This window comes from Colwellia sp. MB3u-45 (assembly GCF_014077005.1).
Taxonomy (GTDB): domain Bacteria; phylum Pseudomonadota; class Gammaproteobacteria; order Enterobacterales; family Alteromonadaceae; genus Cognaticolwellia.
On record NZ_JACGVC010000049.1, the window covers coordinates 562,008 to 586,883 of the forward strand.

The window sequence follows — 24,876 nt, forward strand, 5'->3', positions numbered from 1 at the left end:
TTTAATTAATTACCTAACTTTTGGTCAAACATTTTAGTACCTGCAAATCCAACCACTAGCCAGGCAAGTGCAAATGACAGGCCGCCTGATGGCGCCAACTTTCCAATACTCAACACATCGAATAACGTTCTGATATACAAACTACCACTAAAAAATACGATACCAATCACAAATAATATTCCTGCGATCAATAACATAGCTTTTTCGTGCAGCTTATATAAGATGATGGTTAGCATTAGCGCTAACGTATGAAAAAACTGATACGTTAATGCGGTCATTAGTCGTTCTTGTGACGCCAAAGGTAGCGATTGCCCACCATGGGCTAACCAAGCGCCGAATAATACAGAAAAACACCCACTGATACCAACAAATATCATCAGTAGTTTAGCAACTGTTATTAATTTCATCGATAAAACTCCTCATTTTATGAACCGCTGTAGTTTGATGCTGTTTTAGGGTGTAACCCGATTTTACCCGTGGCTTTAAATCGTGGTCACCGTCATTAAAGTAATGTAACTGACAACGTGAGGAAATTTCGTATTGCTTAATTTCACTTTCACTACCTAGCGCATCTCTTTCGCCTTGTAAGATCAACACAGGCAATTGTGTATCTTGCAATGGCGCTAAGCGTAACTTTTCTGGTTTTTTTACCGGATGAAATGGATAACCTAGGCAGATAACGCCCCGTATTAAATTACTTTTCATTAAAACGCTATCACCCGCTAAAGTCGCGGCTACTCGACCACCCATTGATTTTCCGGCAATGTATATCGGTAAAGTGCTATTGGCTTTTGCTAATATGGCTTGATAGCACTCAACTAGCGCGGGCATTCTGTCCGGTGGTCGCCTTTTGCCATCAAGTTTACGCTTGTCCATAAAAGGAAAGTTAAAGCGTAAAACACTCAATTGCTGAGCATTCATCAAACCAACAAGTTCTTCAATGTACGGGTGATGCATATCCGCACCCGCACCATGAGCAAATATGACCAATGCTTTTGCGTCTTTGGCGCTATTTAGTTCGTTACTTACTGATAATTCGTTGTTGATCACACTAGCTACCCTTCATCAATCATAGTTTGCTCGTCGGCAACCGTTTGTAATACCCACTCACGAAACGCCGCTATTTTACCTAATTCCAATTGTTTTTCTCGACAGACAATGTAATAAGAGTTTTTACTGATTAATACTTCTTTAAATGGGCAAACCAATCGACCACTATCAATATCCGGTTTCGCAAGCACACTATGCGCCAGAGCAACCCCTTGGCCATGAATAGCCGCTTGTAACACCATCGCCGAATGACTAAATATTGGGCCATGGTTAACATTACCGCCTTTGAAGTCAACATGCTTAAACCATCTTTTCCAATCTCTTCTCGAGGCATCATGTAATAAAGTATGATTTGCTAAATCATCAATTATACCTAAGGGTTTACTACCCGATAATAATAAAGGTGAACACACGGGGATCAAATACTCGGTATGTAATTGCTCCGCATGAATACCACTCCACCGCCCTCTACCATAATATATTGCTAAATCAACATCTTCAGTAAGCGAATTTTCAGGTTGGTCAACTGCTTTAATACGCACGTCAATATCAGGATGTAATAAGTTAAAGGTGTTTAACCTAGGCACCAACCACTGTATGGCAAAGCTTGGCTGCAAGCTGACCGTAATAGCACCCTTTGCCCCGCGGGCTAATAATCTTTCTGTGGCGTCATGTAAGGCATTAAACACATCTTTAATATCAAGATAATATGACTGGCCTTCTTCTGTCAGTAACAAACTTCTATTTTTACGCATAAATAATTTTATGCCTAAATTATCTTCCAAGGCTTTTATTTGATGACTTATTGCTGCTTGAGTAACGAATAATTCTTCCGCTGCCCGGGTAAAACTTAACTGCCTAGCAGATGCCTCAAAAGCCCTCAAAGCGTTAAGTGGTGGGAGTCTATTCGCCAAATTACACCTATAAATTTACGTTAAAAATGAATCTATGCTTGCATAATTCATCAAGTTTTCGACATAAGCATGTCGGATTAGTTTTTCTAATGAATGGCATTATAAATAGTCATTATAAACTTTACCAGTTTTACCGTAATATGCACGCCATAGATGAAGGACTTCATCTTTAGCCCGAAATAACCGGGTAATAATCAAACAGGCTCCCAACCCTTGTTTGTCATTGAAAAGAACGAGTCCCAAAACATCTATAAAACCAATTAACGTTTTATTACAGGTGACTTATGAAAAACATTTTTAAATTAGCAACTATCGCCATGTTAGCTTTAGTGGCAAGTAACAGCCAAGCAACACAATTAGTTAAAGTACAGGCTATCAACGCCGTTGAACTAGTAGAAATCACTAAACTACACTTGGCACAATCAATTAAGTTAAATACGATAGTCATAAATCCTATCGAAAAAATAGCTCACGCTCAAGTTACAATGAACGATTTTCATGTCAACAAAGGCGCTGAAATTATCATCAAAGCGGTGATGCTTGCTGAATAGTAGGGCTATTAAATTAACCATTAACTTTTTGACTATTAATCTTCAAAAAAAAGGTGCCCAACAGCACCTTTTTTGTTATTTAAAGCCCAATAAACTATGCGAAAATATAAGGCAATCAATAGCAACTTAATTAATCTTATGTAAGCTATCTAAAGCACTTAGGAATACCTTCTAAGGTATTGCAGCTAATCAAAGTAACATTAATGGTTACATAAGTGTATTGGAACATAGGTGTATTGGAAGCAGTGAAGGCTTAAGATTGATCATTATAGGTCAGCATTTATACTGCTAGATATTACTCAAGTTTATGACGTCAAATAAAAACCGTCAGGTTAAATACATCACTAATAAACTCAATTAAGCTTTTAAAAAAACTCCCCTTCCATTAATAAAAATTTAACTGAGCGCTATTTAAATTAACCGCTATTTCCTTAAAAATAAGTACCTAACACTATGTTTAGCTAGATATTTACTTCATCCACTATTATTTTTTAGTGATGATATATAGCTTTTCTCTCAGGTAATCAACTTCAAAGCTTCGCTGGGCAAATTGCTTATCTTTAAGCTCATGGGTCGCAATACATTCAATATTGAAGCCTGAAAACAAGCGTTGTACATCAGTGGCTGTTATCGAAAATGGCGGACCACTTAATTGCGTTCTTGGAAACTCAACTGTTACTAAAAATAAGCGTGTATGTGAGCAAAAAAACGTTTTCAAATGCTTAACGTATGCTTGCTGCATTGTTGTTGGTAGCGCAATTAAGGCCGCACGGTCATATATCCAATCTACGGGGTGAATGGCGTCTGCAGAAAGCTTAAAGAAATCACCTTGTAATAGTGAAAGCTGAGGACAAAAAAACTCCTCAAAATCACCTGAGGTCTTTTTTTGATACTCAATATTGTTTTCGAGAAAGAAGTCGCTACAGGCAATTTCACTTAATTCATTACCTGTAACCTGCCAATACTGGGCTAAATAGGCCATATCAAGTGTTTTGCCACATAGCGGCACAAACACATGCTGATCGGAGGGTAAAGACAGTTTTTTGAAATATTGAGACAATAAAGGGTGTATGTCACTTTGGTGAAAACCCAGCTTGTTGCGCTCCCAACATTTATGCCAAAAAAAACTGTCCATTGATATGACCTTATTAGCTTAAATCAGCCAAAGCTATTAACTTGGAAAAATACGATTATTTTGCCAAACCTTGCTTATAATGCTATCAAATGACAAAGATGCTGCTTTTGAAAACTTTTCAGCTAAACCTTTCTTTGTTGCATACTTAATTTGCACTAACTTGTGAGATTTACAACGTGCCTGTAAGTAATCGTCACTGGTTAGTATTTCATCAACAAGCCCTAATTCTTTTGCTTGTGTGCCAAACCAATGCTCACCTGTTGCCACTTTAGCGATATCTAGACTTGGACGATGCTCACTAACAAAGTTTTTAAATAACACGTGCGTATCTTCAAGCTCTTCAACAAATTTTTCACGGCCTTTATCGGTATTTTCACCAAACATGGTGACCGTACGTTTAAATTCACCGGCGGTAAACTGCTCAAAGTCGACATCATTTTTCTTTAATAATTTATGAAAGTTTGGCACTTGTGCAATAACACCAATAGAACCAAGAATAGCAAATGGCGCTGAGACTATTTTATTAGCCACACAGGCCATCATATAGCCGCCACTGGCTGCCACTTTATCAACTGATGCCGTTAATGGAATATTGCGTTGACGTACGCGGTCGAGTTGTGAAGCCGCTAAGCCGTAACCGTGCACCATACCGCCGCCACTTTCTAAACGAACAAAAACTTCATCGCTGGGTTGAGCCACAGTTAAAATTGCACTAATTTCTTCACGTAAAGAGCCAACTTCTTTAGCATCAATACTACCGTTAAAGTCGACAACAAATAAACGTGGGATGGCTTTCTTTTCGTCACTGCCGTCTTTGAGAGCTTTTTTATCGATTTTGGCTTGCTCTTTTGCCGCCTTCTTATCTTTTTTCTCTTTTTCGTTTAACTCTTCTTTAGATAAAAGGTGGTGGGTAATATCTTCTTCAACTTCAATATATTGCTCTGATAAGTCAATAATTTCTAGCTCGCCTTTCTTACCACCTTGCTTCATTGCGGAAGAGGCAATAGCAATAATAATAGCAACCACCGCAATAACGAAAGTGATGGTTTTAGCTAAAAACAAACCGTATTCATACAGAAATTCCAATATTTTTCTCCTAAACAACAGGTTAACAACTGTTAACCCTATTGTTGTATATTAATTGTAATGATTATTCTAGTTATCAATATGGGGGATATAGTTTGTAAAAAAAGGGGAATAGCTAATTATTCACTAAAGTTACCCCTTAAATGAAAATAAATAAGCAACTGTCAGCCAATTTTTGCTTTATAAAATAATGGCTAAACTGCAGAGTAGTATTTAAAAATGCGTCTTTATCCGCTACCACAATGACATTGTTAACTAATTGACCTGATTTACACCCTGCTCTTTTGAGCACGGGCTAGCGTTATTTAGCATAGCTTTGCCCTGGTGTAGTTTTGGTATAGTTTTGCTCTGGCATAAGTACGTTAAGCTAAAACATTACTGTGCCATCAAAAACTAGGCCTTAGTGCTACAGAATTAAAAGTACTACAAGCACTACAAGACAAATAAAATACCAGCCAAAAAAAACGGCCCAAGATATGGACCGTTAGTATTTTGTCAACCTGCGACAATATTTAATTAAAACTGACTTAACTCAATACTGTGACTAAGGTGCAGGCTTTATTCAACACAAAGTGCATGAATACTCTACTGTGCAATCTACTGTACAACGGCAGTGTCAGTTACTTTAATTAATTGTCCCATCGTCGCAAAGAACACCGCCACTTGCGATTGCATTTCTTGCGTTGCTCTAGCACTTAACCCAGCATCTGGTGAAGCGGCAACAGGACGAGGGTCAAGTATTGAACTATGGTGACCACTAACAAATCTCACTGCACCTGAGCCATTAGTGTCTTCACTCACACCTTGCAAGCCTAAGAAAGCAATCGCAGGTTCAGTACCACCCATGGGCGTAAATGGTGCTCTATTTGTCACCACTTGGTCTGATAAATTATCATCACCATTACCGACAACTTCGATTAAATGCGTAGGTGTTTCAGTCGCTGCTAATGTTTGTACATAAGCAATAGGGTCACCCGAGTCTGTCACTGTTTGCGCTGCAAAAGTAAATTGAGCGAAACCGCCATTTAAAGTGGCTTTTTGCTCAGCCGATAAAGTTTCATAGAAAGCAAAGTAGAAAGCACTTAATTCTTCTTGGGTATAATTGGCAGGTAAAGTTGCTTCAACGGCTGCTTTAAACTCAGGCGATAGCTGTAAGGTTAAATTAGATTTAGCTAAGCCTTCAAATGCTGGCGAATCCAAACCAAAGTTAGCCAACATTAAACCTGGCATGGCTAGAGAAGTACTGGCAATTTTAAATAAACCATCGATTTGTGGATTTAACTCAGTATTTGCTAAGCCAACTGCATTAATCCCATAAATACCACCTAATGAATGACCTAACAGGTGAACTTTTGAACTATCGATTTTTATTGGGTTACCATCACTATCAGCACCGCCTAAAAAGTTCATACCTAAACGCAAACCCAGTAAATCCGAGGTACTTTGGCGTGTATTATCACGCATACTTAACATGCTACCCAAGTTTACATAATGTAAGGTTGATACGGTACTGGCATTAATATCATCAACATCATCGCCATTTAAATCAAAACCGCGACTACCATGTAAGGGCTGATCAATCGCAATCGTTGCTATACCAAATATAGATAACATACCGGTAATGGGTAACATTTGTTCTTTGGTTGAGGTAATACCGTGCACTAAAATCGCTACTGGCCAACCATTTGCAGGCTCTTCTAACGCTGGTAAATCCATGCTTTCACGCACTGGGTTAGCCCAGGCTAAATCTGGCGTGGTCATTTGCACATCAATCGGCAACATTTTTCCTGTTGGAATTGGATTAAATTTAGTTAAATTACGTTCAGTATCAATAGCCGCTATCGCTGGATTTGAGCTTGAGCTCAAATCACGTAAACCAAAGTTCATACAAAAGCCATCATTTGCATCTAATGGCCCAGCAGGAATTGCCGCTGGGTTTGCTGCTGCTAATCCGGCCAGTGTAGCACCTGAATCACAACGGGCACGCCACCAATCATTAACCGGTGCTAGTGGGTTTTCCGCAGAGGGTACGCCTGAGTAATAAGGCAGTGTAATTGAACCACGAATATAGTTTGCTGCAGAATATAACGGTACCAAGCTTTCAGGAATTTGATCTGCTAACACATCCGCAACTGACAGAGTGGTATCAGCTACGCCAATAGCTGGAGTTCCTTGCTGAGCATTAGCAACCATCTGAGGTACACTAGCGGCCATTAAAGATTTAACCGTACTTAATACGCGTGTAGTTGATTGTGTCGTCATCGCAGCACTATAAATAATAGTATCGCTATCAACGCCAGCAGCGATTACAGCCGCTTCATAACTATTAATCGCGCCTTGTAAGCCTAATTGCGACTCGTTACCCAAAGGTAAGGTATTGATATCTTGGCGCGCTAATTCATAAGTACTAGAGCCAGCAACTGCTTTACCATTGTTATCACGAAGATTATTCGTCATCACCATGACATAAGTTGTTTCTGCTTTAAGGGGTTGAATCGGGACAAACAAAACATTGTCGCCGGATTTTTGCGTAACAAAATGTTGGCCAAAAGTAAGTTCGCCAATCACTTTACAGGCTAGGCCACGTGTTACAGCGGTACAATCACTGTCATTGACGTCACCGCCCATCACGGTTTCAAAAACTCTTACCGACCCAGGTTCAGCAGCACTACTGGCATCTAAAGAAGTTCCTGCTGGGAATTCAATAGCGAGGGGAAAAGGTTGAGAAATTGACCAACCGTCAAGTGCACTAATCGCAACAAAAGGATCTGAACCATCAGTAGGGTCGGCAACAGGAATCTCTAAGGTTCCATCAACCGTACCAGAAAAAATCAAATCATTTGGTATAGAAAGTCCAACAGCGCCCGCCGCTGGATCAAATTTAACGCGTGCTGTGGCTGTTACGACCGTGCCGTTATCAACCACTTCACTTTCAACATCTGTTATGGTTTCGTCTTGGCAAGCACTTAAACCTAATGTGCTCGCTATTGCTAGACTGAGTACTAACTTTTTCATTTTATCTCCCCACTGACTTATCTTTATTTTATATACTTAACTACTGGCTAAATATATCTTTATTATTTTTCATTATTATCGTTGATTTTTATACTTATACCAGCATTAAACTCAACTTGTTCGACCAGTTAAACTTACCTCAAGAATAGTTCAAGTGCTAGTGATATTTTAATTTATTCAAAGTTTTATTCCACAAATGTAGATTAGTAACGAAAAACTCTCGTCAGCATAGCAGTGAAAGTAGTAATATTGTTATCAAATTATTTCAAAAATTAATCTTATGTTTGACTATACAATAACACCACAAATTTTAGCCAACAAAACCATTTTAGTAACCGGTGCGGGCGCAAGTATTGGCCGCCAAGCAGCATTAACTTATGCTGCGTTAGGCGCAACGGTTATTTTATTAGGCAGAACCGTTGCAAAACTAGAAGCAGTTTATGATGAAATACTTGCTAAAGGCTATCCTGAACCCGCCATTGTACCGTTAGATTTAAAAGGGGCAACAAAGCAAAACTATATTGACTTAGCCGCCACCATTGATAATCAATTTGGTCAATTAGATGGGGCATTACTCAATGCTTCAATACTAGGCGAGTTAACGCCCTTTAACCAAATTAATCAACAAACTTGGCAAGACGTCATGCAAGTTAACGTTAATGCCCAGTTTTTATTAGCACAAGCATTAATCCCTGTGTTACTCAAAGCTGACCATGCATCGTTAGTATTTACCTCATCAGGTGTCGGCAATAAAGGTAAAGCTTATTGGGGTGCTTATAGCGTTTCTAAATTTGCCACAGAAGGACTCATGCAGGTTATTGCGGACGAATATGAAAACAGTTCGCTTAGAACTAACGTAGTAAATCCCGGCGCAACGAATACCGATATGCGTTCAGTGGCTTACCCCGCAGAAAACAAAGCTGAAATTGCTTTACCGAAAGATATCATGCCACTTTACGTATATTTAATGGCTAACGATAGCAAAGCGGTTAATGGCGAAAGAATAAACGCACAATAATGCCTTTTCCCTGCAAAATAACAAGTTAAGAACCTAGTGCTTTTAGATTGAAATAATAGTTATCTTGCTGTTATCGCAATATTTTGTTGTATTATGTTCTGACAAAAAGCTCAGTCATGAAAGTAAGGTAGGTGCAATGACCGAGATGGCTAAGAACGACTTGAACATCGCCACTCTTTCACATTCATGTGAACCTAGCATACAATTCATTTGACCATAAAAAAGGCCAACATTAGTTGGCCTTTTTTATGGTCACTTTGACGTCAATTAATGGTCGATAAGCGATAGCGATCTCTACATTAGCGTAATTCACGTCGTAATATTTTACCAACGTTGGTTTTTGGCAACTCATCACGAAACTCAACAAATTTTGGTACTTTGTAATTAGTTAAGTTTTCACGACAGTGATTAATTAACGATTTCTTAGTTAAATTAGGATCTTTACGTACAATAAATAATTTGACTGCTTCACCAGAAGCGTCATTAGGAATACCTATGGCCGCCGCTTCTAGTACGCCTTCATGGCTCATGGCTATCTCTTCAATTTCATTGGGATAGACGTTAAAGCCAGAAACAATAATCATATCTTTTTTACGATCAACGATTTTGAAAAAGCCATTCTCATCCATACAAGCGACATCACCTGTAGCTAACCAACCAGCTTTTAAAATCTCATCGGTTGCTTCTTGGCGATTATAATAACCTTTCATTACTTGCGGGCCTTTAACCCACATTTCTCCAGCTTCACCTATTTTAGCGTCACTGCCATCTTCCAACACAATACGAATATCGGTAGAAGGTGCAGGTAAACCAATACTGCCACTATAATGTGTTTGGTTATAGGGGCAAAGCGTTACTAAAGGTGCACATTCTGTCAAGCCATAGCCTTCAAGTAAGCGTGTTTTCGTGACACGTTCCCAATTTTCGGCCACCGGACGTTGTACCGCCATACCGCCGCCTAGTGATAATTTTAAATTAGAAAAATTGAGTTCACTAAAGCCCGGGGTATTTAATAAACCATTAAATAAGGTGTTTACACCGGTAATGGCTGTAAAGTCATATTTTGCTAACTCTTTAACAAACCCCGGCATATCACGCGGATTGGTGATCAATAAATTGGTACCACCCAGGGTAATAAATGTCAGGCAATTAGCCGTTAACGCAAAAATATGATAAAGCGGCAAGGCTGTAACAACCAGCTCTTTACCCTCTTCTAATTGCGGTTTAATCGCTGCTTTAGCTTGCTCTAGATTAGCAACCATGTTGCGATGCGTTAACATCGCGCCTTTTGAAACACCCGTTGTACCACCTGTGTATTGCAAAAAGGCCAAATCATCACCGCAAATTGTCACTGGGCTAAAACTTAATTTTTCTCCCTTAGCTAAAGCTTTATTAAAATGCTCTATATTCTTAAGATTAAAAGCGGGCACCATTTTTTTAACGTACTTAACAACGCCGTTAACAATGGCACCTTTGACTGTACCTAAACGATCACCAAGCGAGGTTAAAATAACTTTTTCAACGGGTGTTTTATCAATAACTTTTTCTAAAATACTGGCAAAATTTTGAATAATCAAAATCGCTTTAGTGTTGGAGTCTTTTAATTGATGTTCTAATTCACGTGCTGTGTAGAGCGGATTAACATTCACCACAGTTAAACCTGCTAACAGGGCGCCAAATAGTGCAATAGGATATTGCAAACAATTGGGTACCATAATGGCAAATTTATCACCTTTAACTAAACCTAAGTCTTGCTGTAAGTAGGCAGCAAAGGTTGTAGCTTGTTGCGCAAGTTCACGATAACTAATCTGCGCCCCCATATTAATAAAGGCAGCTCTATCGGCATAAACCTCAGTATATTTATGGAACATATCGACAATTGAAGCGTATTTATCAGGATCAATTTCAAATGGAACACCAGGAGGGTAACTCTTCTCAAGCCAAATTTTTTCCACGGTACCTTTCCTCTTTAAATTTTTATTTTTAATTTAATGACACGTTTTATCAAATTTTCACTGGTCGATCCAGTTAATTTAAACACTTGTTTAAATTAACTGAATAATTAGTAAATTTAATATCATCAAACTGGTTAAAATTCGCCCTAAATAACGTATACCGGCTCCACTTCAAGGAGCCGTTATATACTGCTTGAATTAATCTTACTGCTTAGCTTTGCTGATGAATAAAGGCATTTATCAGCTTAGCGGCCTGCTCAGCTTGTTCCATGTGTACATGGTGGCCACCACTCAACTCATGCACCTGTAAGTTTTTAAACAAAGGGCCAAAGCACTTTACACCTTTAGTTACCATTTCCATACCTTTGCTGCCGTAAAGTAATTGCACAGGAGTGCTTATATCAGTAACAAGTTGCTCGGCTTGCGCTAAGGTAAATCGATAAGGAGAAGTGGAACGTAAACGAATGTCGGCACGCCAAATAAAACCAGCCTTAGTTTGCTCAATACCACGTTCGACAATGAGCGTGGCATTATCGGTGCTTAAATCTGACACTAACACGCGAGCCGCAACAGCAGAGTTGAGACTAGTATGATATTTTTTAGCTTTATTATCTCGCGTTAAACGACTTAACAAGCCTTTGCGTAATTGCTTGGTGGTGGTCGCTGCATCTGAGGTTAACACACCGATGCTGTCAATCAATGTTAATGATTTCACATGTTCAGGAAAGGCTGCCGAAAACGCAGACGCTACCATCCCTCCCATAGAGTGACCAATAATATCGATAGCTTGCCATTGCTGTGAGCGAAATAAACTGATCAAGTCATAGACCCAATCTAAAAAGTGATAATGGGCATCAGCGCCTCGATGATCAGATAAGCCATGTCCGGGCCAATCAATAGCAATAACATGATAGGTTGACAAATACGGCATTAACGGTTGAAAGCTTGCCGCATTATCAAGCCAGCCATGCAAGCATAAAAGCAAGGGTCCTTGTTCATCACCATAACTTATACCGCTAATTTTTCGGCCGTTGACATCAAATCCCACTGGTTTAAATACATCAGAAGTTGCCATAAAAATCCTTTATAAGTTGGAAAAGAGTAGCCTAACGCTGCATAGCAATGATGATTTTCTAATCGCTAACGTGTGCTACGCAACGATAATTTACTGAGTCGATAGGTGGCAAATAATGCCGCCGAAAACCAAATAACAACCCATATTATTTCAGGAATAAAGGTCATATTAGCTAAAGCAGCACCGTCGCCTTTTGCTTGACCGTCAAGTAAATAAAGCGGGCTCATTAAACTGTTAATTAAGACTAATAAACCGGTTAATTGTAATAACGTTTGTAGGTGTTTTTGTGATGAATATTTTAGTTGCGCTATCACTAACATAAGTAAAACAACCACAATAAATAAGGTTAATAAGTCTCGTACCCACAATAAAATACTGCTCGCCAATAAGCCAATCAGCAGTATAGAAAAAATCTGTGCTGTTTTTCTATGACTCGACGCCAAGTAATATATCAGACTGCCCCATAATATTGCGCCGCCATAACCCATTAAGCTGATAAAAAATGCCGAGCCGCCTCTTGTGGTACATAACCCCGCGCCGTTAGGAAACAGTTGAATTTGTACAATACTTCCGCCGGTTAACAGCGCCGTTAAGCCATGGCTAATTTCATGAAAATAGCTTTCTAACCATTTAAATGGAATGGAAATAAAAGGCAGTTGTAAAATAATGATGACCGTGAATAACATCAGCCAAAATTTATATTTAGGGCTAAAGTTCATGGTGTTTTTTCGGTAGAGGAATGATAGTTTTTATCCAGTAAATTAGGCAAATAAGTCAACACCAAAAATTTGTTGAATACTATCGCGTTGAGCAATAGCATCAACTGACTGATAAGCAGCTACAGCCAATTTATTTTGGCTCGATGGTGTATCATAACCACTATTGGTACTAGTTTGCTGATAATTTTGTTGAGAGCTTTGTGGTGAGCTGTTACGACTGTCATACGGGGGCACCGGCTGACGTTCGATTAGTGCCATTGCCTGTTCATCGATATCGAGGCGTTGGCGTGTATTAATATCCGATGGTGACTTTTGGCTTTGACTTTCTTCGCTACTAAGCGCTTCGCGCGCAAGTGCCTTAGTACGCTGCTCTTGAGCGGGTACGGATGAATTCTTCCCTAACCCGATAGCCGGTTGGGATGTTAAGTTGACAGAATTATTGACTTGCATAAAAGTAATCTAACAAATTTATCACCAAGGTGAAAACTATTTTTGATCAAAAATCAGCTGGGCAATAACCAAGCTAGATTAAAATGTAGTAAAACATCACGAGTGCAATAACATAAGCCCGTGTGAGAAAGTATTTATCAAAAAACTCATTCAGAACAAAAAGCAATATAATGCCTACTTTATCGCCCTGGCAGCTTCTTCCATGACACGGTATCTCGAACGTATTTAGGCTGGGCGTTTTCAGCATCAACACACTGCTCTGCAAAGTCTATTTGCCCAATGGCTAACATGGCTAAAGCGGTTGGAAACAAAATTTCAGGTGAGTCCACATTAGACTTTAATGCTGCCAATGCAGGATAAGCGTCCCATCCTGTTCCAACACCATAAGCGGGTAATACTAAGTCTTTATAATACTGGGCAACCAACTCAGGTTTTAATACCGTTTCTTCAGTTTTTGGCTGCATAATACCGAGTTCATCAACTTCAAAGTAGCAGGTATACACCTCTGACATACGCGCATCAATCGCGGCAATAACTTTGCTGACACCTTTATCAAGGTAAGCTTGCTGAGCCATCGCTTGTAAGGTAGATACACCGCGCGCCGGCAACTCTGCAGAAAAAGCTAAACCTTGTGTTACGCCTATGCCAATACGCACACCGGTAAAACTTCCCGGTCCTTGACCAAAAATAATACCATCAAGCTCAGTTAACTTAACGTTTGCCTGCTTTAATACACTGTCAATCATAGGTAATAAACGCAAACTATGAGACTGAGGACACAGTTCATACTCACTAAACTGTTGATCAAAATATTTAATTGCTACTGAACAAGCTTCAGTAGAGGCATCGATGGCCAAAAAATTCACGTCAAAAACCCTTTAAAATTACTGTCATTACTAATCCGGCGAGTTTAGCATTATTTTACCTTAAGCCTAGAGAACTTTAACTCAGGTAAACTTTACTCGTCTAAACAAGCATCCTTTCAACGTCAATTAACAGCAAGTTGGATCGCGGCAAACTTTATTGACGATAAAGGTTATTCGCGACCAACCAATTGTGCTAAAAACTCTGCGGCTTGGTTAATATCTCTACTGCGCTTCATGTCAGGTAAACTTTTGAGAAAAACTTCTCCGTATGGGCGATTAACCAGTCGGTCATCACAGATAACCAGTATACCCTTGTCATTAACATCACGAATCAAACGCCCTACCCCTTGCTTTAAGGCAATAACCGCTTGGGGTAATTGAATTTGTGCAAATGGGTCTTTGCCTTGTCGTTTTACATCTTCACTACGGGCCTGCAACAAAGGGTCGTTCGGTGAAGCAAACGGCAGTTTGTCGATTATCACACAGGTAAGTTTATCGCCTCTAACATCAACGCCTTCCCAAAAACTTGCTGTGGCAAGCAACACAGCACTGTCTTGCTCAACAAATTGCTCTAATAACTTACGCTTACCCATTTGTCCTTGCACCAGTAATGGGTTATCAATACGCTCAGCCAATAACTCAGCAACTTGATGCATAACACGGTAACTGGTAAACAACATAAAACAGGCGCCAGCACTGGCGGCAATTAAGGGAATAGCAAGTTCACTTAAGGCTTTAGCGCGATTCATATCATTAGCAGATGGCAAATAACGCGGAATAATTAATTGGCATTGTTTCGCATAATCAAACGGGCTATCCAGTAACAAACTGGCCGAATGCTCTATACCTAAATGGCCAGAAAAATGTTTAAATTCACCATCAACAGCAAGCGTTGCCGAAGTAAATATCCAACCCGCACCTGATTCTTTTACGTAAGTACCAAACTTATCTGCCACCGATAAGGGTGTTTTATGTAGCACAACATGCCGTGGCGTGGTTTCATACCAAAAGCTCATGCCCATGGCATTTACATCAGCCATCACTTCATATTGCGTTAATAAATTTAATGCTCGGTCAAAGCAATGATCAATCGCCTCGTTACGCGAGACACAAAGTTTGATCACTTGATAAAGAAAGTCTAAATCTGTTTTTAATAAGCTAAAGGCATGAGCAAACTTCTGCTGTTGATGTTTTTCTCGCCAGTTGCCGCGCTCGGGATCGTAACTAAAAAGTAAACGAAATTCTTGACTGGTTTTCAACAGCTTTTCTGCTGCCTTTGCCAACTGTTTTACGTCAGTTAATTCTGTTCTGTAAACCTGTAAAACATCGCTACAAAGATCAAGTAACTGTCGTGTGGAAAACGCCTCACCAAAATATTCACTGGCTATATCAGCAATTTGATGAGCTTCATCAAAAATCATCACATCAGCTTTAGGAATTAACTCACCAAAACCGCTGTCTTTTAGCGCCATATCAGCAAAAAACAAATGATGATTTACCACCACGAGATCGGCATCAATCGCTTTTGTACGCGCTTTAATTAAGTAGCAACTTTCAATATTAGGACATTCTTTGGCGAGACAATTATCAACAGTACTGGTAACAAACGGAAATACCGGCGAGCCTTCAGTCACATTAACTAACTCACCAATATCACCACTTTGTGTGCCATTGGCCCAAGATCGCACTTTGACAAAATCAGCCAATGTTTGCGCGTCAAGTTGGCCACGCGATTGTTGATATTGCTCCAAACGATATATACAAAGGTAGTTGGCACGGCCTTTTAATAACGCCACTTGTGCATTACTGGCCAGTGCTTTGCGAATTAACGGTAAGTCTTTATGAAATAATTGTTCTTGGAGGTTTTTTGTTCCGGTTGAAACAATAATTTTTTTCTGTCCCTCATTATTTTCAGCATTGGCTTTGTTAGCCAATAACGCCGGAATTAGGTAGGCAAATGTTTTGCCCGTACCTGTCCCCGCTTCAACAATGAGCGAACTTTTTTGCTCGATAGCTTTAGCAACTTCTAGTGCCATATCTAGTTGAGCTTGGCGTGGAGAAAAGCCATTAATAGCTTTCGCTAAAGCACCTTGATGTGAAAACGCATGTTCAACAGCACTCATAAAGGTACGACATTGATAAATTTGCGCTCATTATAATCATCACAGACAAAAATAACAGGAAAAATAACGCTAAGCTTGACTAATAATAGCGCTAATATAATGCAGTTCTAAAATCATTAAAGGCAAAATAAAATACCCCATAAAATGCAGGGTAAGGTGAAAAATAGCATGAAGCGTATAATGAAGAGTTGAGCTGAGATGAGTTGAGTTGAGTTGAGAATAAAATAAACAGTCAGGTTGAAGTGGTCAAGTAAAATAAGCTCAGCGTATGCCTTAAGTCATGCATGATACTACCCGCTTAATTCGGCTAGCTTAACTCAGTCAGCTTAATTTGGCTTTTATGCCAATAGCTTAATTTTATACAAAAATATCTAGGTGAGGTTTATCATCTTTTTCTGAATGTGTGTACTCACTATCCTCAAAAACATCAATATGTTGACCGGTATTATCGGCTGGCACTGGCGTTGCTTCAACCACCTCTGGCGCTGTCTTGTCAGTACTTTCTTCTTGATCAGACGATTTTTTAAAATATAATGCCGGCTCCTCTAAACCTGCTGTATCGTCAGAAACAGCATGAGTTGCAGCCGCTTTCATCAATGCCTTAACTTTTAAGCTAGCAGGTTTTATAGGCACAGGAACAACACGGGTTAATGCGGTAGTGAAAATGTCCATTGTTATGCCCCCTGATTAAAATAAAATAGCTCTGCTTGGTCATAGCTATATAGTCATCGTTATCTAGTCATGGTTATATATCGGCCATACTCGCTTAAGCTTTACCTTTTTTACGCTACATATTTTAGAACAAAACAATACTAGCTTAGTTCAAAAAATCATATTGAGTTAACATTAAACACTTGCTCTAACTTAAGAATCAACGTATCGTTAAATCTAAATTAAAGTAAGTACTTTAAAAAGTTTTTGTCTTTTTTCAATAGCTTTTATAGAATCATTTAAAGTAACTTGAAAGTAGCGCTTTAATTTAAAAAATAGCCAAATAAATTATTATCTTACAACTATGCTAACTGAAGCAATAATAGAGTAAATACCACATGACTTTAAACTTGATTGCCATTCATCACCATCATCATACAGATTAGCTGCTCAGGTTTATTCGCTGAGGGCTATGAACCTTTCAGCGGTGTAAGATAAATAAAAATTAATTTCTAAACCCCCGAAAGAGTTCATCTCTCGGGGGTTTTCGCATTTTTATGGCTTTGAAATTGTATATACATGCTTTTTTGAACAATGATAAAACACATAAAAAGCCACTAAATAGCACAAAAAATTTAAAAATTAATAGGAAAAATCATGACAACAGAACCACGTTTACGCATTGCAATGCAAAAATCAGGTCGCTTAAGCGACGACACACAAGCTTTATTAAAGCGTTGTGGCCTTAAACTTAATGTCTCTGATCGCCTATTACTTGCTCATGTTTCTAATATGCCCATTGATATCATGCGCGTACGTAGTAGCGATATTCCAGGCTTGGTCATGGACGGCGTTTGCGATTTAGGTATCGTTGGCGACAACACCTTGGAAGAAGCCGCATTAGAGCGTGAGTTAATGGGCCAAAAATCAAAATATATTCGTACCTTAGGTTTAAACTTTGGCGGCTGCCGTTTGTCAATAGCCATGCCAGAAGGCTTTGATTATAAAGGTATAAAAAGTTTAGATGGCCTTAGGTTTGCCACCACCTATCCACAGTTACTGAATCGTTTTGCCAAAAACAACGGTATCAACGTCGAATTTTGCTTACTAAAAGGCTCTGTTGAAGTCGCGCCTCGTGTTGGCTTGTCTGATGGCATTTGTGACATAGTATCTACAGGTGCAACATTAGAAGCGAATGGCCTAGTTGAAGTGGAAGAAATTTTTCGCTCACACGCGTCATTAATTCAAACCAATAAAGCTTTAATACCAGAGAAACAAGCGATTCTTGACACTTTATTACCTCGTATTCAAGGCGTAATGAAAGCCAAAGAAAGTAAATACATCATGCTGCATGCACCAAAAGACAAAATCGCCCAAGTTAGTGCGCTTATGCCAGGTAAAGAAACACCCACCATATTACCTTTAGCAGGACGTGAAGACATTGTTGCTGTGCATGTTGTCGCCACAGAAACATTTTTTTGGGAAACCATGGAGCAACTTAACGCTTTAGGTTGTAACTCTATTTTAGTAATGCCAATTGAAAAAATGATGGGCTAACGTATGAATATAAACAACCAAAATTCCAGCAGACTAAAAGACCTAATCACCTGGGAAAACTTGTCCAGTGCTGAACGTAATTATGCGCTTGCCCGCCCAGCCATTGCAGAAAGCGGTTTGTTATCACAACAAGTAGAAAATATTCTCACCAATGTAAGAAAAAACGGTGATAAAGCCTTATTTGATTTTACCGAGAAATTTGATGGTGTCTTGCTTGATACTTTAAAAGTGACACCAGCGCAAATTGCTGCAGCAAAAACCAGATTAACCCCTAAACGATTAAAAGCCATTGAAACAGCTTATGGGCAAATTAAACGTTTTCACCAAGCACAAATCAGTGCTGACATTCGTGTTGAAACTACCCCTGGTGTGGTATGTACCTTAAAAACTGAAGCTATTGCTAATGTCGGTTTGTATATTCCAGCCGGTAGCGCACCATTACCCTCAACGGTATTAATGTTAGGTGTACCCGCACAATTAGCACAATGCCCGCGCAAAGTCCTAGTTTGCCCACCCAATAAAGACGGCCAATTAGCTGACGAAATTCTAGTGGCGGCTTCATTATGCGATATTGAAGAAATATATAGTGTTGGTGGCGCACAAGCTTGTGCCGCATTAGCTTTTGGTACGCAAACAATTAAAGCGGTGAACAAAATTTTTGGTCCGGGCAATAAGTATGTTACCGAAGCCAAAAAGCAACTAGCACAGCAAGTCAATGGTTTTGCTATTGATATGCCAGCAGGCCCATCAGAAGTGCTAATAATAGCAGACGCCAATGCTAATGCAGGATTTGTCGCCGCTGATTTATTATCGCAAGCCGAACATGGCCCCGATAGCCAAGTTATTTTGTTATCAGATAGCATGGCACTCATCAATGCAGTTCAGTTAGCCTTAGCAGAGCAACTCACCCTGTTATCACGAGCAGAAATAGCGCGCCAAGCCTTACAGCAAAGTCGATTAATACTGACTAAAGATTTGGCGCAAGCCGTTGAAATATCAAATGAATATGGGCCTGAGCACTTGATTATTCAAACCGACAATGCTCAGCAGTTATTAACTGAGCTACGTAATGCCGGTTCAATTTTTGTTGGCGCGTATACGCCAGAATCGGCGGGTGATTATGCTAGCGGTACCAATCATGTACTACCCACATATGGTTATTCAAAAGTGATCAGTAGTTTGTCATTGGCTGACTTTTCAAGACGCTTTACTGTGCAAGAAATTACGCGTCAAGGCTTAAGTAGTTTGGCGGAATGTATTTGCGAACTCACCGATGCTGAAGGACTAGACGGTCATAAACGTGCCGTTACTATTCGCTTAGAAGCGCCGTTAGAGCCGACAGGTAACAACACAAAAGCTGATTTTGATCGACAGAGCAACAGCAGCTCCAACCAGAGTCCGGAGGCATAAATGAGCATTGCAAACAAACTTGCCCGCAAAGAACTCATAGATATGGTGCCTTACCAGTCTGCGCGCAGACTTTATGCCAGCAGTGGTGCAATACAAGGCAAAATTTGGCTCAACGCTAACGAAGCTTCAGGTCCTGGTATATACCAAGTCAGCAGCGACAGCATCAATCGCTACCCTGACTTTCAACCAGAAAACTTGATCAATGCTTATAGTGCTTATAGTGCTATAGCCGCAGAAAACATCTTAGCCACTCGCGGCGCAGATGAAGGCATAGAGCTGATCATCAGAACCTTTTGCCAAGCATATCAAGACAGCATTGTTATTTGTCCACCCACTTATGGCATGTATGCTATTAGCGCTGAAAATCATGGTGCCGGTATTATTAAAGTGCCATTAACCACAGAGTTGTCGTTAGATTTAGCCGGGTTAAAAGCACAAGTGGGTCAAGCCAAAGTGGTATTTTTGTGCTCGCCAGGTAACCCAACGGGTAATTTACTGGCACAACAAGATATTAAAACCGTGCTTGAACTCTTTGCCGACTCAGCCATTGTTGTGGTTGATGAAGCCTATATCGAGTTTAGCCCTGAACAATCTGTGTCTAGCTGGCTTAAAACATATCCACATTTAGTTATTTTAAGAACGCTGTCAAAAGCCTTTGCTTTAGCCGGTTTACGTTGCGGATTTACCCTAGCTAATCAAGACATTATTTCGATGATCAGTAAAGTTATAGCGCCTTACCCAATATCTGCGCCCGTTGCCGATATTGCTAGTGCCGCTTTAGCGCCATCTGGCCTGGAACAAGTGAGTATTCGCGTACAAGAAACTGAAATTTTACGTAAACAATTAACCACCTGGCTAACCCAGCAAAGTTGGTGCAGCCAAGTATTTAAAAGTGATGCAAATTTTGTTTTGTTTCGTTGTCAAAATGAAGCAGTAAAAAACTTTATTTTTAATGGTTTGGTAGAGCAAGGTATTTTAATACGTGATCAATCAAAACAGCAAAATTTAGCCAACTGTTTACGCATCAGTATTGGTAGTGAACGCGAACTTGACCTATTACAACAAACTATCATCAATAGTTTTATCACAACAACAGCCCAAACGGTGGCAAAAGAGAATTAATATGAGCCAACAAAATATTTTATTTATCGACCGAGACGGTACTTTAATTGAAGAGCCTATTAGCGATAAGCAAGTCGATAGTTTAGCCAAGTTAGTTTTTGAACCTAACGTGATCCCGGTGTTAATTGCCTTGCAGAAAAAAGGCTTTCGCTTAGTCATGGTGTCAAACCAAGACGGCTTAGGTACCACAAGCTATCCACAAAGTGACTTTGACTTGCCACATAACAAAATGATGGCCATGTTTGCATCGCAAGGAATTAACTTTGACGACGTACTACTTTGCCCACATTTTGAAGCAGACAATTGTAGCTGCCGTAAACCTAAATTAGGCTTAGTCAGTGACTATTTACAGCAAGGTAAAGTTAACTTTGCCAACTCTTATGTTATTGGCGACCGAGACACTGATATCGCGCTTGCCGCCAACATGGGTATTAAAGCGCTTAAATATAACCGTCAATCGCTTAATTGGAACGACATTGCTGAGCAACTACTGACGAGCTCAAGAGTAGCGAAAGTGGTTAGAACAACAAAAGAAACCAATATCAATGTCGCCATTAACCTTGATAAAATCGGTGATATTAAGATCAAAACCGGTTTAGGATTTTTTGATCATATGCTTGAACAAATTGCTGCACATGGCGGTTTTAGTATGCAAGTTAGTGTTGATGGTGACTATCACATTGACGAACACCACAGTGTTGAAGACACCGCTTTAGCCTTAGGCCAAGCGCTTAAGCAAGCCTTGGGTGACAAACGCGGTATTGGTCGCTTTGGTTTTGTTTTACCTATGGACGAATGTCGTGCTGAGTGCTCGATTGATCTTTCTGGTCGCCCTTGGTTAGAATTTGACGCCAAATTTACAGATAATATGGTCGGACAAATGTCGACCCAAATGGTGCCACATTTCTTTCGTTCATTAGCTGACTCAATGGCAATCACACTGCACCTTTCAACCACTGAAGGCAATTGTCATCACCAAGTTGAAAGCTTATTTAAAGTATTTGGTCGTGCTTTGCGTCAAGCCATAGCGGTTGACGGTGATGATCTACCCAGCACAAAGGGATGTTTATAGCATGAGCGAAAACCCGCAAGCTAACTTTGTTATTGTTGACACCGGTTGTGCAAACCTGGCATCGGTAAAGTTTGCCGTCGAACGTTTAGGTTTTGCTATTACTATTTCTGATGACATCAATGTCATTAAAAGTGCTGACAAAGTTATTTTACCTGGTGTGGGCAGTGCTCGCCACGCCATGGAAAATATCAGGGCAAAAGGTTTAGTGGCTACACTACAACAGCTTACCCAGCCGGTATTAGGTTTTTGTTTGGGCATGCAATTAATGGCGCGTACTTCTGCTGAAGGTGTAGGTAAAGATGAAGTGGTTGAATGTTTAGGCTTGATCCCTACCGATGTTCGCCCGCTTGAGGCTAAAACCTTACGTTTGCCACATATGGGCTGGAATACCCTAACTCAGGTTAGCGACCATGCCATATTTGCCGGCATCAAGGTTGATGACTATTTCTACTTTGTGCATAGCTTTGCGGCGCCCATTTCTGAATATACTGTTGCCCGTTGCCACTATGGTAGTGAATTTTCTGCTGCCATTGCCAAAGACAACTTTATCGGTTGCCAATTTCATCCTGAACGCTCTAGTGCGCTTGGTAGTAAAATAATTAAGAATTTCTTGGAGATGTAAGCGATGATGATCCCAGCAATCGATTTAATTGACGGCGAAGTCGTGCGATTATTTCAAGGTGATTACCAACAAAAAACCAACTATCAATACACCGCAAAAGAACGACAAAATGCTTATGCTAAAGCGGGTGCAACTGTCATGCACTTTGTTGACTTAGACGGTGCAAAAGACAGCAATAAACGCCAATTAACCTTACTAGCAAGCTTAGTAAAACACGACAGCATGATCATTCAAGTAGGCGGCGGCGTGCGTTGTAAAGAAGACGTGCAACAGCTACTTAACTTAGGCGCTGACCGTATTGTTATTGGCTCACTCGCCATCAAAGAGCCAACATTAGTACAAGCATGGCTAACAGAGTTTGGTGGTGAACGTATTGTGCTAGCACTCGATGTAAAAATTGATGCTATGGGTAATAAAACCCTACCTACACACGGTTGGATAAAAGACAGTGGCGTTAATTTAGAAGCCTTATTAGATGATTACATTGCTGCCGGTTTAATTCATGTCTTGTGTACCGACATCAGTAAAGACGGCACATTAACCGGAAGTAATGTTGCCTTGTATCAAGAACTTTGTCAGCAATATCCAAGCATAAAATGGCAAGCGTCTGGCGGCATTGGTTCATTAGATGACATAAAAGCCCTAATACCCACGGGTGTTAATGGCGTCATACTGGGTCGCTCACTGCTTGAAGGTAAGTTTACGTTAGAGGAGGCAATCGCATGCTGGCCAAACGCATAATTCCTTGTCTTGATGTTCGCGATGGTAAAGTAGTAAAAGGTGTGCAGTTTCGTAACCATGAAATTATTGGCGACATAGTACCGCTCGCGCAAAAGTATGCACAAGCCGGTGCCGACGAACTGGTTTTCTATGATATTACCGCCAGCTCAGATGACCGTGTAGTAGACAAAAGCTGGGTTAGTCGCATTGCTCAAGTTATCGACATTCCCTTTTGTGTTGCCGGTGGTATAAAAACCGAAGAAGATGCAAAGCAAATTTTAATGATGGGTGCGGATAAAATATCCATTAATTCACCGGCGTTAAGAGACCCAAGCTTAATATCGCGTTTAGCTGATATTTTTGGTCAGCAGTGTATTGTGGTTGGTGTTGATAGCTTTTTCAATCAAGACGCTAATAATGGTGCGGGTGAATACCAAGTTTACCAATTTACCGGCGATGAAACCCGGACACAAAAAACTAAATGGCGCACCCTAGATTGGATCCAAGAAGTACAAAGATTAGGCGCTGGTGAGATTGTACTCAATTGTATGAATCAAGACGGTGTTCGCCAAGGCTATGATATTAAGCAACTTAGCCAAGTACGTAAACTGTGCAATGTACCGTTAATCGCTTCAGGTGGTGCTGGAGAAATATCACATTTTGTTGATGTTTTTCAGCAAGCAGATGTTGACGGCGCGCTCGCTGCTAGTGTTTTCCACAAAGCTATCATAGCGATGGATGAATTAAAGCAAACCCTTAAAAATGAAAAAGTTGAGATCAGATTATGCTAATTACACAAGACAATGTTAGCCAATTGGCATGGGATAAAATGGCGGGCATGATCCCAGCCATTATTCAGCATCAAGATACCGGAGCCGTTTTAATGCAAGGCTATATGAATCTTGAGGCTTTAGAGCAAACCTTAAACTCTGGCTTAGCGACATTTTATAGCCGCGCTAAACAAGCACTTTGGTGCAAAGGCGAAACCAGTGGTCACTATTTAAAAGTTAGCCAAGTAGTGACAGATTGCGATCAAGACAGCTTACTTATCGCTTGCCGGCCGCAAGGTCCTACTTGTCATTTAGGCACAGAGTCTTGCTTTCCTGAACAAGCCATTAGCCAGCAAAACTTTCTCAGTCAACTTGAACAAGTGATTGCCAGTCGTAAAAATGACGCGCCAGAAGATAGTTACACAGCACATTTATTTTCCCGCGGCACCACTAAAATAGCGCAAAAAGTGGGCGAAGAAGGTGTCGAAGTGGCGTTAGCTGCCGTTGCTGAAACCAAAGAAGATTTATTAGGTGAATGTGCCGACTTGTTTTATCACACCTTAGTGCTACTACAAGATCAAAACATTGACCTAAGTGAAGTAATGGCAGTATTGCAATCTAGGCATCAAAAAAAGTAAATGACAGCTTATAGCATGCTATAACAATGGTTTACTGAATTTTCTGCTCTTGATGATCATAAGAAATAAATCAAGGCAGGTGTTAAATAGCCCAATAGTTCACTATTGGGCTTGAGAACAATACTGCGGCCTTAAGGTGTTTTTACTTGTAAAAGTGGGCAATGATTTTGTCAGATTGGTATTCAGTCAGGTGAGTTCGTTATAAGTAATGAGAAAAATGCCGCTAAAATTTCAAGTCTGCTATGTCAATATCTTCCACTGACCAAAAGCTCATATCACACTAACATTACTTTAGCGCTTGATGATTGAATCAAGTACTTACTGACTATAGTAGCGCCTAAAAACCATCAAAAAAAG

At 40.0% G+C, this 24,876-nt stretch carries 23 protein-coding genes and 1 other annotated feature; of the genes, 10 read left to right on the forward strand and 13 right to left on the reverse strand.

Annotated elements, in window-relative coordinates:
* Positions 1–5: 5 nt before the first annotated feature.
* Genes H4J41_RS13390 through H4J41_RS13400 form a run of 3 tightly spaced genes read right to left on the reverse strand, consistent with a single transcriptional unit; the run spans position 6 to position 1,964 of the window.
* On the reverse strand, positions 6–407 hold the full coding sequence (locus tag H4J41_RS13390; protein ID WP_182137610.1) for a DUF423 domain-containing protein: 402 nt from the start codon (positions 405–407) through the stop codon (positions 6–8).
* Positions 385–1,050, reverse strand: coding sequence for an alpha/beta family hydrolase (locus H4J41_RS13395; protein WP_182137609.1), 666 nt, complete (start codon positions 1,048–1,050; stop codon positions 385–387). Before H4J41_RS13395 ends, H4J41_RS13390 begins: the two co-directional genes overlap by 23 nt.
* Before the next feature lie 5 nt (positions 1,051–1,055).
* Positions 1,056–1,964 carry a transcriptional regulator GcvA gene (locus H4J41_RS13400; protein WP_182137608.1) on the reverse strand — a complete coding sequence of 303 codons (909 nt, stop codon included), beginning with the start codon at positions 1,962–1,964 and terminating at the stop codon, positions 1,056–1,058.
* A 284-nt stretch (positions 1,965–2,248) separates the two neighbouring features.
* Here H4J41_RS13400 and H4J41_RS13405 point away from each other — a divergent pair, with 284 nt between their 5' ends.
* The gene (locus H4J41_RS13405; RefSeq protein WP_182137607.1) at positions 2,249–2,515 is read left to right on the forward strand and encodes a hypothetical protein; all 267 of its coding nucleotides are present in this window, start codon (positions 2,249–2,251) and stop codon (positions 2,513–2,515) included.
* A gap of 484 nt (positions 2,516–2,999) precedes the next feature.
* Here the strand turns inward: H4J41_RS13405 and H4J41_RS13410 are convergent, their stop codons facing one another.
* The 3 genes from H4J41_RS13410 to H4J41_RS13420 all read right to left on the reverse strand — a co-directional run bounded on the left by H4J41_RS13410 (position 3,000) and on the right by H4J41_RS13420 (position 7,751).
* Positions 3,000–3,650 (reverse strand): thiopurine S-methyltransferase, encoded by a 651-nt coding sequence (locus H4J41_RS13410; RefSeq protein WP_182137606.1) that lies wholly within the window; start codon positions 3,648–3,650, stop codon positions 3,000–3,002.
* A 36-nt stretch (positions 3,651–3,686) separates the two neighbouring features.
* Positions 3,687–4,736, reverse strand: coding sequence for a protease SohB (sohB, locus tag H4J41_RS13415; RefSeq protein WP_182137605.1), 1,050 nt, complete (start codon positions 4,734–4,736; stop codon positions 3,687–3,689).
* A gap of 597 nt (positions 4,737–5,333) precedes the next feature.
* On the reverse strand, positions 5,334–7,751 hold the full coding sequence (locus H4J41_RS13420) for a VolA/Pla-1 family phospholipase (RefSeq protein ID WP_182137604.1): 2,418 nt from the start codon (positions 7,749–7,751) through the stop codon (positions 5,334–5,336).
* Between the two features lie 280 nt (positions 7,752–8,031).
* Here H4J41_RS13420 and H4J41_RS13425 point away from each other — a divergent pair, with 280 nt between their 5' ends.
* Positions 8,032–8,769, forward strand: a complete 738-nt coding sequence (locus H4J41_RS13425; RefSeq protein ID WP_182137603.1) for a YciK family oxidoreductase — start codon at positions 8,032–8,034, stop codon at positions 8,767–8,769.
* 299 nt (positions 8,770–9,068) lie between these two features.
* Here the strand turns inward: H4J41_RS13425 and fadD are convergent, their stop codons facing one another.
* The 7 genes from fadD to H4J41_RS13460 form a co-directional block, all read right to left on the reverse strand.
* Positions 9,069–10,724, reverse strand: coding sequence for a long-chain-fatty-acid--CoA ligase FadD (gene fadD / locus H4J41_RS13430; protein ID WP_182137602.1), 1,656 nt, complete (start codon positions 10,722–10,724; stop codon positions 9,069–9,071).
* Positions 10,725–10,935: 211 nt separating this feature from the next.
* On the reverse strand, positions 10,936–11,799 hold the full coding sequence (locus tag H4J41_RS13435) for an alpha/beta fold hydrolase (protein WP_182137601.1): 864 nt from the start codon (positions 11,797–11,799) through the stop codon (positions 10,936–10,938).
* A gap of 65 nt (positions 11,800–11,864) precedes the next feature.
* Positions 11,865–12,518 carry a M50 family metallopeptidase gene (locus tag H4J41_RS13440; protein WP_182137600.1) on the reverse strand — a complete coding sequence of 218 codons (654 nt, stop codon included), beginning with the start codon at positions 12,516–12,518 and terminating at the stop codon, positions 11,865–11,867.
* A gap of 42 nt (positions 12,519–12,560) precedes the next feature.
* Positions 12,561–12,968, reverse strand: a complete 408-nt coding sequence (locus H4J41_RS13445; RefSeq protein WP_182137599.1) for a hypothetical protein — start codon at positions 12,966–12,968, stop codon at positions 12,561–12,563.
* Positions 12,969–13,147: 179 nt separating this feature from the next.
* Entirely contained in the window at positions 13,148–13,834 is a 687-nt protein-coding gene (gene tsaB, locus H4J41_RS13450) for a tRNA (adenosine(37)-N6)-threonylcarbamoyltransferase complex dimerization subunit type 1 TsaB (protein WP_182137598.1), read from the reverse strand.
* Positions 13,835–14,004: 170 nt separating this feature from the next.
* The gene (locus tag H4J41_RS13455) at positions 14,005–15,957 is read right to left on the reverse strand and encodes an ATP-dependent DNA helicase (RefSeq protein ID WP_182137597.1); all 1,953 of its coding nucleotides are present in this window, start codon (positions 15,955–15,957) and stop codon (positions 14,005–14,007) included.
* A 357-nt stretch (positions 15,958–16,314) separates the two neighbouring features.
* Complete coding sequence (locus H4J41_RS13460) at positions 16,315–16,629, reverse strand: hypothetical protein (RefSeq protein ID WP_182137596.1); 315 nt, start codon at positions 16,627–16,629, stop codon at positions 16,315–16,317.
* Positions 16,630–17,029: 400 nt separating this feature from the next.
* Positions 17,030–17,161: a sequence feature (His leader region), on the forward strand.
* 104 nt (positions 17,162–17,265) lie between these two features.
* Between H4J41_RS13460 and hisG the strand changes: the two genes are divergently transcribed.
* The 8 genes from hisG to hisIE are packed head-to-tail and all read left to right on the forward strand — an operon-like array spanning position 17,266 to position 24,519.
* Positions 17,266–18,165 (forward strand): ATP phosphoribosyltransferase, encoded by a 900-nt coding sequence (gene hisG, locus H4J41_RS13465; RefSeq protein WP_182137595.1) that lies wholly within the window; start codon positions 17,266–17,268, stop codon positions 18,163–18,165.
* Between the two features lie 3 nt (positions 18,166–18,168).
* Positions 18,169–19,575, forward strand: a complete 1,407-nt coding sequence (gene hisD / locus H4J41_RS13470; protein ID WP_182137594.1) for a histidinol dehydrogenase — start codon at positions 18,169–18,171, stop codon at positions 19,573–19,575.
* A complete protein-coding gene (gene hisC, locus H4J41_RS13475) occupies positions 19,576–20,697 on the forward strand; it encodes a histidinol-phosphate transaminase (RefSeq protein ID WP_182137593.1) in 1,122 nt (373 codons plus the stop codon). It abuts the gene before it with no gap.
* Between the two features lies 1 nt (position 20,698).
* Complete coding sequence (gene hisB / locus H4J41_RS13480; RefSeq protein ID WP_182137592.1) at positions 20,699–21,769, forward strand: bifunctional histidinol-phosphatase/imidazoleglycerol-phosphate dehydratase HisB; 1,071 nt, start codon at positions 20,699–20,701, stop codon at positions 21,767–21,769.
* A 1-nt stretch (position 21,770) separates the two neighbouring features.
* Positions 21,771–22,391, forward strand: coding sequence for an imidazole glycerol phosphate synthase subunit HisH (gene hisH, locus H4J41_RS13485; protein ID WP_182137591.1), 621 nt, complete (start codon positions 21,771–21,773; stop codon positions 22,389–22,391).
* Positions 22,392–22,394: 3 nt separating this feature from the next.
* Positions 22,395–23,132, forward strand: a complete 738-nt coding sequence (gene hisA / locus H4J41_RS13490; RefSeq protein WP_182137590.1) for a 1-(5-phosphoribosyl)-5-[(5-phosphoribosylamino)methylideneamino]imidazole-4-carboxamide isomerase — start codon at positions 22,395–22,397, stop codon at positions 23,130–23,132.
* On the forward strand, positions 23,114–23,902 hold the full coding sequence (hisF, locus tag H4J41_RS13495; RefSeq protein WP_182137589.1) for an imidazole glycerol phosphate synthase subunit HisF: 789 nt from the start codon (positions 23,114–23,116) through the stop codon (positions 23,900–23,902). Before hisA ends, hisF begins: the two co-directional genes overlap by 19 nt.
* A complete protein-coding gene (hisIE, locus tag H4J41_RS13500; protein WP_182137588.1) occupies positions 23,896–24,519 on the forward strand; it encodes a bifunctional phosphoribosyl-AMP cyclohydrolase/phosphoribosyl-ATP diphosphatase HisIE in 624 nt (207 codons plus the stop codon). The genes hisF and hisIE overlap by 7 nt, the downstream gene beginning before the upstream one ends.
* Positions 24,520–24,876 lie beyond the last annotated feature (357 nt).